General features: G+C 61.7%; 9 protein-coding genes and 1 pseudogene. 4 read left to right on the top strand and 6 right to left on the bottom strand.

What is annotated here, in order from left to right; all coding sequences use genetic code 11:
* Positions 1–1,174: 1,174 nt before the first annotated feature.
* A complete protein-coding gene (locus tag ACP5E6_RS12480) occupies positions 1,175–1,339 on the top strand; it encodes a hypothetical protein (protein WP_427954566.1) in 165 nt (54 codons plus the stop codon).
* A gap of 198 nt (positions 1,340–1,537) precedes the next feature.
* On the opposite strand, the gene ACP5E6_RS12475 is transcribed toward ACP5E6_RS12480, so the two are convergent.
* From ACP5E6_RS12475 to ACP5E6_RS12465, 3 genes are read right to left on the bottom strand one after another with little or no spacing between them, the layout of a single operon-like run.
* Entirely contained in the window at positions 1,538–2,335 is a 798-nt protein-coding gene (locus ACP5E6_RS12475; RefSeq protein ID WP_427954565.1) for an enoyl-CoA hydratase, read from the bottom strand.
* A 24-nt stretch (positions 2,336–2,359) separates the two neighbouring features.
* Positions 2,360–2,947, bottom strand: coding sequence for a peroxidase-related enzyme (locus ACP5E6_RS12470; RefSeq protein ID WP_427954564.1), 588 nt, complete (start codon positions 2,945–2,947; stop codon positions 2,360–2,362).
* Positions 2,944–4,581 carry an acyl-CoA synthetase gene (locus ACP5E6_RS12465; RefSeq protein ID WP_427954563.1) on the bottom strand — a complete coding sequence of 546 codons (1,638 nt, stop codon included), beginning with the start codon at positions 4,579–4,581 and terminating at the stop codon, positions 2,944–2,946. Before ACP5E6_RS12465 ends, ACP5E6_RS12470 begins: the two co-directional genes overlap by 4 nt.
* 476 nt (positions 4,582–5,057) lie before the next feature.
* On the opposite strand from ACP5E6_RS12465, the gene ACP5E6_RS12460 reads away from it, so the two are divergent.
* Together ACP5E6_RS12460 and ACP5E6_RS12455 are read left to right on the top strand one after the other, a co-directional pair.
* Positions 5,058–7,334, top strand: coding sequence for a 2OG-Fe(II) oxygenase (locus ACP5E6_RS12460; RefSeq protein WP_427954562.1), 2,277 nt, complete (start codon positions 5,058–5,060; stop codon positions 7,332–7,334).
* An 88-nt stretch (positions 7,335–7,422) separates the two neighbouring features.
* Positions 7,423–8,174: pseudogene (locus tag ACP5E6_RS12455) on the top strand (IS6 family transposase).
* Here the strand turns inward: ACP5E6_RS12455 and ACP5E6_RS12450 are convergent.
* Together ACP5E6_RS12450 and ACP5E6_RS12445 are read right to left on the bottom strand one after the other, a co-directional pair.
* On the bottom strand, positions 8,158–9,225 hold the full coding sequence (locus ACP5E6_RS12450; protein ID WP_427954561.1) for an HPP family protein: 1,068 nt from the start codon (positions 9,223–9,225) through the stop codon (positions 8,158–8,160). The pseudogene ACP5E6_RS12455 and the gene ACP5E6_RS12450 sit on opposite strands and share 17 nt — an antisense overlap.
* 87 nt (positions 9,226–9,312) lie before the next feature.
* A complete protein-coding gene (locus ACP5E6_RS12445) occupies positions 9,313–11,178 on the bottom strand; it encodes a chloride channel protein (RefSeq protein WP_427954560.1) in 1,866 nt (621 codons plus the stop codon).
* 119 nt (positions 11,179–11,297) lie between these two features.
* On the opposite strand from ACP5E6_RS12445, the gene ACP5E6_RS12440 reads away from it, so the two are divergent.
* The gene (locus ACP5E6_RS12440; RefSeq protein WP_427954559.1) at positions 11,298–11,723 is read left to right on the top strand and encodes a MarR family winged helix-turn-helix transcriptional regulator; all 426 of its coding nucleotides are present in this window, start codon (positions 11,298–11,300) and stop codon (positions 11,721–11,723) included.
* 213 nt (positions 11,724–11,936) lie between these two features.
* Here ACP5E6_RS12440 and ACP5E6_RS12435 read toward each other — a convergent pair whose 3' ends face one another.
* Positions 11,937–13,367 (bottom strand): aldehyde dehydrogenase family protein, encoded by a 1,431-nt coding sequence (locus tag ACP5E6_RS12435; RefSeq protein WP_427954558.1) that lies wholly within the window; start codon positions 13,365–13,367, stop codon positions 11,937–11,939.
* Positions 13,368–13,449: the final 82 nt, after the last annotated feature.

The raw sequence follows: 13,449 nt of genomic DNA, 5'->3' as shown, positions 1-13,449 counted from the left end.
TGGGGGCGGTGGAGGTGCGCCGGGGGGAGGCGGAGGGGGTGGTGCATTATAATATCGATAATAAAATTGTGGATAGTAGTACCACATTTCGTACTGTGCGTACAACGGAGCAGTATAGTACGGCAAATAGGGGGCTGGCGGATCCCAGAAACCAAGATTAAATCCAGGACTATTAAAATCGAAGTTGAAGTAAGCACTTTGTGCCCTGGCGGAAGGGAGGGTAACGAATCCTAATCCCAACCCAAAAGCAACGCTACTTGCAATTAGTATTCTATATTTTGTCACTTTACTCTTCTTTGTCATTGGTATTACGTTCAAGTTTCCCGATTCTCAAACCGGGAGAGATTATCCCAACTCGTAAAACATTCCTTGGAATATGATAATGGCGAGATCATGTCCGCATGTTGTCGTCACGAATTTCCATCAACAATAGGGCCTCAGACAGGGCGGCAGGGCGAACAGATTTTGCTGCCCGCTTATCGTCACTGGTCCGGAATTAATGATGCGGAGGTCCACCCGGTCCCGGTCCTGGAGGTGGTCCGCTAGGCGCTGGTCCTGGGGGTGGCCCGCTTGGCCCTCGTCCCGGAGGAGGTCCACCCGGTCCCGGTCCTGGAGGTGGTCCGCCAGGGCCTGGTCCTGGGGGTGGTCCGCCAAACCCTGGGCCCGGAGGAGGTCTACCCGGCCCCGGTCCTGGGGGTGGCTCGTCAGGACCCGGCGGAGGGGGCGGACCATTAAAATTTCCATAATTGTTGTTAAAGAAACCAAAACCAAAACTGGAATATCCACCGTCGCCGTAACCAAATCCTGGATTATACCCATAGCTGGGCGCTAACTGATAGCCCGATCCGTAATTGAGTGTTGTTCCATAACCCGAATTATAGCCGTAACCTGGCGAATAAGCACATCCTGAAAGAGCGAGTGCGGCCAGAGCCCCGATGATGTAACCGCCCGCGCGTCGTGTGACGTATTTCATCGAATCGCCTCCTTCCAGTATGGACGCACGCGTCTGCTGTAAATTTTTAGGCCGCTAACGGCCTATGCCATCGGTAAATTGGATGTGAAATGCATATGCCAACAGACTCTCACGGCAGTCGTGATCATCATGTTGGCATAATGATGATGGCTACGGCAGCGGAAGAAACGTCCGCATCTCAAACCGGCACTTGAATTCCTTGTGCAGTCGGCCCTCAACGGCATCTATGTCATCCGCACCAGTGTCAGCGCGGACGTCATGAGCGAGACCGAACCCGTGTCGGCCTACAATGATCTCTCACGGGTGGAACGGGCGTTCCGAACTCTCAAATCCGTCGATCTCGCGATCCGCCCTGTGCATCACTGACTCTCGCTACAACGGAACAACGTTTGCGAGTATACATTCTGCCGGCACTGTCAAGTTGATCTGAGCATACACTGGGTGCTAAAATTATATGACTGAAATAAACCAAAATTCGGTGTAATTATGCACGAACCGATCTCAACAAGACATAATCGTGCTAAACACCCAGTCCATTTCAAACAACTTGACAATGCTTGCAGATTATAGTGCTCTGAGTCGACGCTTGTCGAGAAATCGTGTGATGCCATCCCGTGCGGCAGGGTCGGTCATGTTGCAGGCCATCGCTTCGCCCGCCACCTGATAGGCGGCCTCGGTGCCCAATTCTACCTGTCGGTAGAACTGCCTCTTGCCGATTTCGAGCGCCACCTTCGGTTTTTCCAGAATCCGCGCCACTAGTGCGTCGACCGCTGCATCCAGCGTATCGTCCGGTACCGCATGGTTGATCAGGAACCGGCGCTCCGCTTCGGCTGCATCGATCATCTCGCCGGTCAACAGCATTTCCAGCGCCGGCTTGCGCGGCACTGTCCGGGCGAGGGTGACGCTGGGGGTCGAGCAGAACAGGCCGAGATTGATCCCCGACACCGCAAACCGTGCCGAAGCCGCGGCGATCGCCAGATCGCAGCTTGCCACGAGCTGGCACCCGGCCGCCGTCGCGATGCCCTGCACCTTGGCGATCACCGGCACCGGCAGCGCCTGCAACCCGAGCATCACCGCGCTGCACCGTTCGAACAGGTCGCGGTGCTCGGCCGCCTCATGCCGCGCCATCATTTCATGCAGGTCATGCCCGGCCGAAAACGCCGCGCCCCTGGCCGCGAGCACGACGACGCGCGCCGTCCGGTCCGCCGCGACGTGCCCGATCGCGCGCGTCAGCGCCGCGAGCAGATCATCCGACAGCGCATTATAGCGCCGGGGGCGGTTGAGCGTGAGCGTCAGCACACCGCGCGCATCGCGTTCGATCAGCAACGGTTCGGAAGCAGTCTCGACAGCACCAAGGTCCATCGGCCGAGTATGGCAACCGGCATCTCAGCCCGCAAGTTTCGGCGTCCGCCCCATCGTGAAGAACTCCGCGTTCGGCTGCATGAAGCTCATGTTCGCTAACCGGTTCGACAGGCCAAAAAATCCGGCGATCGCGCCGATATCCCAGATATCCTCATGATCGAACCCCGCCTCGCGCAGCGCAGCATGATCCTGCGGCACAATTTCGTGCGAGCGCGTCGCCACCTTCATCGCATAGGCGATCATCGCGGACTGCCGTGCCGACAGTGCGGCTTTGCCTGGATTGACGGCGAGCCGATCTGCGATCTCGGCGTCCTTGGCATAGATCCGCAGGAGTGCTCCGTGCGCCACAACGCAGTAAAGACAATGATTGGCGCCGGAGGTCGCAACGACGATCATCTCGCGCTCCGCCTTGCTGAGCCCGCCCGCGCGCAGCATCAAAGCGTCGTGGTAGGCAAAGAACGCCCTGAATTCATCCGGCCGATGCGCCAGCGCCAGAAACACGTTCGGTACGAATCCCGCCTTCTCCTGCACGGAAAGAATCCTGGCCCTCACATCAGCGGGCAGATCCACGATATCCGGCACGGCAAAGGCGCTGATCGGCGGTTCGCTCATGGTGCCGCGCTCCCGGCCCGCGCTCGCTCACGGAGCGAAAATTTCTGGACCTTGCCGGTCGAGGTCTTCGGCAATTCGCCGAACACCACCCGTTTCGGCGCCTTGAACCGCGCCATCCGCGCGCGGCACCAGTCGATGATCTCGGCCTCGCCCGCCGTCATGTCCGGCCGCAGGGTCACGAAGGCGCAGGGCACTTCGCCCCATTGCGGATCAGGGGCGGCAACCACGGCGGCTTCGAGCACCGCGGGATGTCGATACAGCACCGTCTCGACCTCGATGGTAGAAATATTCTCGCCCCCCGAAATGATAATGTCCTTGAGGCGGTCCTTGAGTTCGACATAACCATCGGGATGGATCACGCCGAGATCGCCGGAGGCGAACCATCCGTTCGCGAATGCGGCCTCGCTCGCTGCCGCATCCTTGAGATACCCCATCATGGTGATATTGCCGCGCGTCCGCACCTCGCCCAAGGTTACACCATCGGCGGGCACCGCCGCCCCGGTCTCGCGGTCGAAGACGCCTAGCGCCTCCTGCACCGGATAGGTCACGCCCTGGCGCGCCCGCAACGCCGCGCGTTCGCTTTGGTCGCGCCCGTCCCACGCATCGTTCCAGGCGCAAACCGTCACCGGCCCGTAGGTCTCGGTCAGTCCATAGACATGCGACAATGCGATCCCCAGCGCCTCCATCCCCTCGATCACCGCGGCCGGCGGCGGCGCACCTGCCGTCATCATGTGCAACCCGCGATCGGCGAATTGGGCGCGAACGGCGGCCGGCGCGTTCAACATCATCCCCATCACCACCGGCGCGCCGCAAAGGTGCGTGACGCCATGGGCGGCAACCGCCGCGCCGATCGATGCCGCATCCACGCGCCGCAGGCACACATGCGTGCCGCCCAGCAGCGTCACGGTCCAGGGAAAGCACCAGCCGTTGCAATGAAACATCGGCAGCGTCCACAGATAGACCGGGTGGTGCCCCATATCCCAGGTCACCGCATTGCCGAGGGCATTCAGATAGGCACCACGATGATGATAGACCACGCCCTTCGGCCGGCCCGTGGTGCCGGACGTATAATTCAGGCTGATCGCCGAAAACTCTTCGCCCGGCAGAACCGGCGTGAAATTCGCATCGCCCGATGCCAGCAGGTCCTCGTACTCGATAGCGCCAAGCCGCGCCCCGCCCGGCACCGTGGCATCCGCGATATCCACCACGACCGGCGCTGCATCGCCGAGTTCCGCAAGCGCCGCGCGGATCACCGGCGCGAACTCGGTGTCGCTCAGCAACAGTTTCACCTCGCCATGGCGCAGACAATAGGCGATCGTCCCGGCATCGAGCCGCACGTTCAGCGTTGCCAGCACTGCGCCGGCCATCGGTACACCGAAATGCGCCTCCAGCAGCGCCGGCACGTTCGGTGCCATCACCGCAACGACATCCCCCGGCCCGATCCCCCGCGCCACCAGCGCCGACGCCAACCGCCGGCAGCGCGCCGCCGTTTCATGCCAGGTGAATCGAACCGTACCGTGAATGACGGCAACCCGCTCGGGCCAGACCGAAGCCGTTCGCCTGAGAAACGACAACGGTGTCAGCGCCTGGTAATTCGCCGCCCGCCGCGCAAGCCCGCTCGTGAAATCAGTCATCTGCTTACCTGTCCGTTATGCCGATAGCAGATCGTACAGGCCGCGAGGGCTTTATCCATCATCCGATGTGATCCCAGACCGGTGTTTTTAAAAAGATAGATTTCAAAGCCCCTATCTTACCTCCCCACTCTATCGACTCCCCGTTTTGGCTGACCTCCGCCGGAGATCACTAGTGGAACCGATAGAATGCCAGATACCGATCCACCCCCGACCGCAACACGGCGAGGTCCTTCGTGATCGACACCATTTCTGCTCCCCTGCTTCGTGCAGTTTCGCACACGCGATTAACATAGACGCCAGGGACAAGATTGATCACCCGACAATGCTCATATTTTGAAAACAAGCTACGTGATCGTATCACAGTTTATGCGAATTTCTATGATGAAGTTCGCCATAGTTTGCGCCGCATGCGGTTTAAAACACTACGCAATTTATGGCATAGCATGTGCGAAACTGCATGAACCAGGGGAGCAGAAATGGTATCGATCACGAAGGACCTCGCCGCGGTGATGGGGTTGATTCAACGCTGCGGCGATTTCTTCGCTCATGGAATACATGAGATTGCAGCGCCTGGCTTGGACGTTGTCGGCATCGGGCCGATCGCTTTGCCATTGCTGCCGTCGCAAGCGGCGCAGCTGATCGGGATGGCAGAGCGCGCACCCTACGGTCGTGGTGAGCAGACGTTGGTGGATGTGGCGGTAAGGCGAAGCTGGCAGCTCAACCCGGACCGGGTCCGCATCAGGGGAAGTGGTTGGGCACGCACGCTGGATGCCATTGTGGCGCGTGCCGCCGAGGGACTTGGCGTCACGGGCAAGGTGACAGCGGAATTCTACAAACTGCTCGTCTACGACGAAGGCAGCTTCTTCGTGAACCATCGCGACAGCGAGAAAATTCCGGGAATGTTTGCGACCCTGATCATTGAACTGCCGTCGATCCATACAGGCGGCGACCTCATTATACGCCACGCGGGGCGGGAAGCGCGGATAGAGTCTCACCTCAATGAACCCTCTGAAGCTGCCTTTGCCGCCTTTTATGCCGACTGTGTGCATGAGGTGCTGCCGGTAACTTCCGGTTGCCGGTTGACCCTGGTTTATAATTTATCGCGCTGTGGACGCGGCACGCAGCCCGTTCCGCCAATCTACACCGCCGAGCAGGCGCGGATCTGCGGGCTGTTAGGGGACTGGAGCGAGCAAAAAAAACGGCCAGAGGAGGCTTCGCCAGAAAAGGTGATCTATCTGCTGGAACATAGTTATACCCCTGAGAACCTGTCCTTCGCGGCACTGAAGGGCGCCGACGCCGCCAGAGCGTCCACGCTACTTGCAGCTGCCGGCAGGACCCAATGTGATTTACATCTGGCCCTCTTGTCGATCGAGGAGAGTGGGACCGCAGAATATACCGGGGATTATCGCCGGCGCTACCGGCACAGCGACGATGATAACAATGACGATTTCGAAGCCGGCGAAGTCTATGAGCGTGAGGAGAGATTGTTACACTGGCGCCACCCGGCGAGCATCGAGGCTGCGGTCGGCGAACTGCCAATCTCAGAAGATGAAATTTCCCCGCCGGGCGCGCTGGCAGACTTGGCCCCCGACGAAGAGAATTTCCGGGAGGCAACCGGCAATGAGGGCGCATCCTTCGAGCGCAGCTATCGCCGCGCGGCTTTGGTGCTCTGGCCAAGCCACAGGCGGCTGGCGGTACTGAACCAGGGTGGGCTGCAAGCCACACTGCCCTATCTGACGCAACTGACGCAGGCATGGGCGAAGGCGGGCGAGGACCCGGAGTCTCCGATTCGTGCAGAGGCCCATGAGCTTACCGGCTATATGCTGGCCGACTGGCCGCGTGAAATCAGGCATGCTCGAAATGTGCCAAAAGCAGGTGCAACGGTGCTCGAGTTGCTGGGCCGACTGGGCGATATCGCACGCACCGATGACTTTCTGAGCGCGATCTTTGCCGGCGGTCTTTTTGATCTGTCGGACAACGAACAAATCGCACAGAGTTTGCGACGTCTGCCGTCATCGCGCGCCGCCGAATTACTGGAACGGCTCGTTGCCAACAGTACCAGTGCCGCGATTGGGGCCGGGCTGCTGGCGTGCACCGTTTCCGCGGCACTCGGTGAATTTGAGATGAGGCCCGCGGCCTTCGCTTTAATGGCAACCCTTCCAGGAGACTCAACGCGGAAGGTGGAGCTTCCATCCTGGCAACAGCCGCCCCCAGTCGAGCCCCAACTGGTGATCGATGCACTGACCGCGCTCTGCCAAATCGACGCTGCATTGGCCGAGCGCGCGGCTGGCGTTTTCCTGAGCCGGCCGGCGACCTACGGCGCGGACAGCGTTCTGGTTCCCGCCAGCCTGGCACTCATCCACTCAGTGATCGCGCAGGCACCAGCGGTGGCTCGTTTGCGTAGCGCATGCGTTGCACATTTGCGCATCAGGATTGCCGAACCACTGGCACCGCCGACTGATTGGGCGCGGGACAGCAAACTCTCCTGCAGTTGCCGCTATTGCGTGGAACTCAGCCGGTTCCTCGCCGATCCGGAAGCCAAGACCTGGAATTTCAAGGCCGCCCAGCACGATCGCAGCCACGTCGAGTCGACGATCCGCGAGAATGATTGCGACGTCCTAACGGCCACCATTCGACGCGGGAGCCCGCATATTCTGGAATGCACAAAAAATCAGGCCAGCTACAAACGCCGCACGCGGCAGCGCCAGAAAGATTTGGCGGATTTGGCCCGCTTAGAAGAAGATCAAGGTTAAACCGGAAAAAACCGGATAGTATCATCGACAGCCGTTACTCTGGCATTGTCAGCTTGACGTTACCGCCCGCTGCCCTCAGCACTTTGGAATGATGGATTTGACGTCGACTTTGAGATTGAAGGGATATCGATTCCCGCGATTGGTGATCACTTATGCGGTCTGGAGCAATTACCGGTTTAACCTGAGCCTACGGGACGTTGAGGATTTACTGGCGGAACCCGGTGTGACGGTGAGCTACGAGACGATCCGGGTATGGGTCGATCGGTTCGAGCCGCAGATCGCAGCACGGATCCGGCGCGACAGGCCACCGGCGGGCGACATATGGCATACTGACGAGATGGTGATCACCTTCGACAGTGAAGCGCATCGGCTATGAGGTGCCGTTAATGGCCGGGGTGACATGCTGGACATCGTGGTTCAGAAACACCGCGATGCCGAGGCTGCCCGACGGTTTCTCCGCAAGCTAATGTGCCGATGGGGGCGGCCACGCGCCTTGGTAAGCGACAAGATTAGGAGCTACGATGTTGCTCTCCGCAACGACTGCCGCAGTGCCGATCATCGGTCCCGCAAGCAGCTGAATAACAGGATCGAAGCCGCGAATCGCCATACGAGACGACGGGAGAAGATCATGGGCCGGTTCATGTCCGCCGGCTAAGCCCGAGATTTCTTGCCACTCCCGACCAGATCGTCAACCTGTTCCGCCCGAAACGCCACCCTCTCTCCACTCGATCATTCCGCCATGGTCGGGCCGACGCATTTTCACTCTGGGCCGATGAGGCCGCAAACGTGGCCTCCTGCTGGCGTGACCCAGATCAATCGCACCTCACCCAAGCAATCTGACATTGCCCGAACGCGTCAGCGCCGCCAGCAGATCGGTCTGCGTCACGATCCCCGTCAACCGACCGTCCCGATCCACGATCAACACGGCATGATGCCGTCCATCGGTGAGCGGCCCGAGCAGGCTCGACGCGGCCTGATCCGCAAATCCGGTCGCCGGCTCGCTCATCACATCGATCATCGTCCCGCCCCGCTGTGCCAGCTGCCGAAATCCCACGATCCCTGTCACACGCCCCCCGCGCCCGATTACCGGCAGGACCCGCACGTCATGATCCAGCAGCAGCGCCAGAGCCACATCCGTGCCCGTCCCCTCATCGACGTGAACGACATCGCGCGACATGATGTCGCCGCATCGCACATCGCCATGGGTCCGCTCGAACGCCCGCGTCTCGACCCGCCGGATCAGCCGGTCCAGATCGTCCTGCGAGATGTCGAACGTCTCGCCGAAATCATCGAGCGCACCCTTGAGATCCGCCTCCTGAAATCCCACCCGCATCTCCGCCGGCCGATCGTTCGTACCATGAACATTTGCCGTCACCGCCGCTGCGCGATGCGGATACGAATGCCGCGAGCCGCGATGAAACACCCACGCCAGCGCAACGAGCACGAGAGAGTTCAACCCCATCGGCACGAAGGCGAACGCAAATCCGGCCGATGTCACCGCCGATCCGCCCAGCACCGCCGTCAGCGCGGCAGCACCCCCCGGCGGATGCAGGCATCGCAACAGCGACATCGCCCCGATCGCCAGCGCCACCGCCACCCCCGCCGCAACCATCGGATCACCGATGACGCGCGCCACGGCAACCCCCACCAGCGCCGAAATCGTATTGCCGCCGACGATCGCCCACGGCTGCGCCATCGGACTCGCCGGCACCGCGAACGCCAGGACCGACGACGCCCCGATCGGCGCTACCAACAGCGGCAGATCGAGATCGAGCCGATGATCCACCATCACCGCGCACAGAAACCCGGTCAGCCCGATCCCCGCCAACGCCCCGAGACTGGCCAATATCCGATCCAGCATCCGCACGCCGGACAAGCGCGGTGTGAGCATCCGCAGCCGCTCGACGAGCGGGCGCCGTACGGTGTCAGGCCACGCCGGTGCGGACAAAATTCTCTCCCTCGCGTATCGTTGCGATCTTCATACCCGTTCGATGACCTCCTGCGCAGCCGTCGGCGGCACACGCCCCGCCGCCGTGCCCGCAACAGCACCCCGTCCCGCGCCGCGCCGGGTGAAAAAAAACCGCTCCCGCAGGGTCTCCGCCGCGATCACCCGATGATGCACGCGCAACAGATCCGCGCGCGAAATGATCCCGCAGATCCGCCCGTCATCGTCGATCACCGGTATCCGCGGCGTGTCACCGGTCATCATCCGTCCCGCCACCGTGATTGCCATTTCGCCGCGCCACGCGGTCGGCAAGGGGCGCGATCCCACCGCCGTGCCGAGCGTGACCTCACGCGCCACCGCCCCGCCGATCCACGCCAGAACATCCGCCCGCGAGACCAGCCCGACCGGTCGCCCCCCCGCATCCACCACCGGATACGACCGATGCCGCGCCCCGCCGCCGACGAACAGATCGATCGCATCCCCCACACTCATCTCCACACCCAGCGTCTCCGCCGGCGCGGCCATGATCTCGCCCGCCCGCGCCACCGCCAGCGGATCGATACTGTACTCCCGGGTCAGATGATGCCCCCGCCGCGCGATCTTCTCCGTCAGGATCGAGCGCTTCATCAACAGCACCGTCACCCCCATGCTGGCCATGCTCGCGGCGATCACCGGCAACAGAATTAGGTGATTGCCAGTCAGTTCGACCGCGAACAGGGTGGAGGTGAGGGGGGCACGCATCGTCCCGCCCATCATCGCCGCCATCCCCACCACCGCCCAGAACCCCGGCGCGGCATGCGGCATGATCGGCGCCGCCACCGCCCCGAGCGCCCCGCCCATGATCAGCAGCGGCGCTAGCACCCCGCCCGACGTCCCAGACCCCAACGCCACCGCCCAGATCACGCCCTTGACCAGCAGCAGCCGGATCGCCGCCCCGCCGAACAGTGTCCCCGCCAGCAGACGCGCAATGTCCGGATACCCAACCCCCAGCGCGCGCGGATCGAACCATCCGCCGATCCCCACGACGATCCCGCCCAGAACCGGCCACCACATCCAATGGATCGGCAGCTTCTCGAACCAGTCCTCCGCCCCGTACACCATGATCGTCAGCAACGCCGAGCCCAGCCCCGCGACGAGCCCGAGCCCGATCCACCCGAGTGCATGCACGGGGTCGATCACCACACCGCCACTGAACGGAGACAGCGGCGCCGGGGTCAGCACGAACCGCCGTTCGATCGCCGCGGTGATGCAGGCCACCGCCACCGGCAGCACGCTGCGCGGCTTGAGTTCGAACAGCAGCAACTCGATGGCGAGCAGGATCGCGGCAACCGGCGTGCCGAACACCGCCGTCATCCCCGCACACGCCCCGGCCACCAGCAGCGTCTTGCGCTCGGCATCGGTCAGCGAAAAACATTGCGCGAGCAACGAGGCCGCCGCCCCGCCCGTCATGATGATCGGCCCCTCCGCCCCGAACGGCCCACCGGTGCCGATCGAAATCGCCGAGGAAATCGGCTTGAGAATCGCGACCTTCAGATCGAGCTTCGCCCCGCCGAGCATGATCGCCTCGATCGCCTCGGGAATCCCATGCCCCCGGATCTTCTCTGATCCGTAACGCGCCATAATGCCGATCACAACCGCACCCCCCGCCGGGATTAGCACGGTCCACAACGCCGGATGCCCCCCGCGCAGGACCCCGCCGGGCGGCAGCATCGCGGTGGACCACACTCCGTAATAGACCAGATCGTTGATAAACCCGATCATCCGCAGCAGCACCCAGCCGGCCGCCACGCCGAACGTGCCGGCAACCAACGCGAGCGCCACCAGCGGAAACAGCCGACGGTCGGTCGTGAAATCACCCAGGGCCTTGATCCCGGCGGGCGGTCTGGCAGCGGTTTTCATCGGTTCCGGTTCCGTGCAACGCAATGGACGACGACGCGGTTAATATCGTAATACGATATATTGCCGCAACCCCTACCTCCGGGCTTCATCCAGGCCCGTCAGCCATGCGATATGAAGCGATGTCCGAACCCCGATTGACCGACCACGACTATCGAACCCTCGCCGCCTTCCGCTTCGCCCTTCGCCGTTTCATCACCTTCAGCGAAGCCGCCGCCCGCGAAGCCGGCCTGACCCCGCGCCAGCACCAGGCCCTGCTCGGAATCAGAAACGCCCGGAGCGACGGCGGTGCCAGCATCGCCGACCTCGCCGCCTTCCTGATCCTGCATCACAACAGCACGGTCGAACTGATCGACCGCCTCGTCACCGCCGGCTACGTCACCCGCGACCACGACCCCACCGACCGCCGCCGCGTCCGCCTCCGCCTCACCGACGCCGGCGACGCCCGCCTCGCCGCCCTCTCAACCATCCACCTCGCCGAAATCGAACGAATCGGCCCCGAACTGAACCGCCTCCTGTCCCAAATGCAGGCCCGCACAGATCGATAAGCGGCTCAGTGATGATTGTTGAGTTTTCCTTGTAAAGACTTGCAATCATGTCAGGTACGCTCCTTCGCGTAAAAGTAACAGTGAACCGAGGCGATCACTGCCTTCCGTCATCTCTGCAGCATGTCCATCGTGAACTCATTCAGCTAGCAAATCAGTACCAAGTCTGAGGCAGAACTGATTTAAGGAATATCGAAGTCCCCTAAAACTATGCGACTACGTGAGGAAGCGAACTGTCATCTTGATCATGCGTCGGACCTGAGGCGTGTAGGGAGGAAACAACAGCGCCGTGGCGCTGTATTTCTCGGTCAGTACTGCGCGCTCATGCGAAAACGCCCGAAACCCGTATAGCCCATGGGCGCTACCAAGACCGGAATTATTCACTCCGCCGAACGGTAGGTTCTGGTGCAGATACTGCGCCATGACGGTATTGACGCACGCCCCACCCGAGGATGTTTCACCAATGATCCGTTGCACCCTCTTAGGATCCTTGCTGAAAACATAGAGCGCCAACGGTTTTGCGCTCGCATTGATCGTCTCGATCGGAGCAGCGATTTCCGTATAGGGCAAGATGGGCAGAACCGGTCCGAAAATCTCCTCCTGCATGATCTGGGCGTCCGGCCTCATCCCCGTCATCAGCGTGGGGGAGATGAACAGATTGGCCGCGTCGCCCTTGCCGCCGGTATGGATTGTTGCGCCGCCGGCGCGCGCATCCTCGATCAGCCGGGTGACCCGTGCCCAATGATGTGAATTGACGATCCGGCCATAGGCGGGGCTGCGCGCGGCGTCGCCGTAGAAGGTCGTAATCTGCGCCCGGGCTGCCTCAATGAATGCGGGTAATCGGCTTTGGTGGACATAGGCATAGTCAGGGGCGATGCAGGTCTGACCATTGTTCGAAAACTTACCCCAGACGATATTCCGCGCCGCCCGATTCAGATCGGCCGTTTCATCGACAATCACCGGGCTCTTACCACCGAGTTCCAGCGTCACCGACGTCAGATGCCGCGCCGCCGCTGCCATCACGATTTTGCCGACTGCCGGGCTGCCGGTGAAAAATATATGATCGAACGGCAGCGCGAGCAGGGACTGAGCAACATCCGCATCGCCCTGGAACAATGCAACATCATCGGGTACGAAGCTGTCGGCAATGATCTCGGCAATCACGGCCGAGGTGAACGGCGTCAACTCCGATGGTTTGATGATCGCGGTGCACCCTGCGGCAATTGCCGAAACCAGAGGCCCCAGTGTCAGATTGAACGGATAGTTCCAGGGGGAGATGATCAGGGAGACCCCGCGCGGCTCGGGCCGCACCTGCGCGGTGGTTCCGAACATCGCCATCGTGGGGCGCACCCGGCGCGGTGACATCCAGGCGGGTATTTGGCGGCACGCATGGCGAAGCTCAGCCAGGACCGGCATCAACTCGGACAGATCGACCTCGGCTTCGGGCTTGTGCAGGTCTGCAGCCAACGCCGCATAAAGCGCAGATCGTCGGCGGAGAATTCCAGCCTCAAGACGACGCAGGGCCGCGATGCGCTCACCGCTGGTCGATGAGCGCAACACGAGGGCGCGTTTCCGTTGACGGGCGAAGATCGCCGCAACAGCCTGGCCGGTCATCTCGCTGGAAAGCTGCAGGTTTTGATCAGGCATGAGCGAACCCCAGAGATCTTCGATATCCGCCACGTCGTACCACTAAACGATAGTTGTAGCGGTCACCCGTTGAAGTCGGTCT

This window comes from Acidiphilium sp., assembly GCF_049977125.1.
In the GTDB taxonomy this organism is placed as follows: Bacteria; Pseudomonadota; Alphaproteobacteria; order Acetobacterales; family Acetobacteraceae; genus Acidiphilium.
The sequence above is the reverse complement of the archived record's forward strand: the minus strand, read 5'-3'. Positions and strand labels throughout refer to the sequence as shown.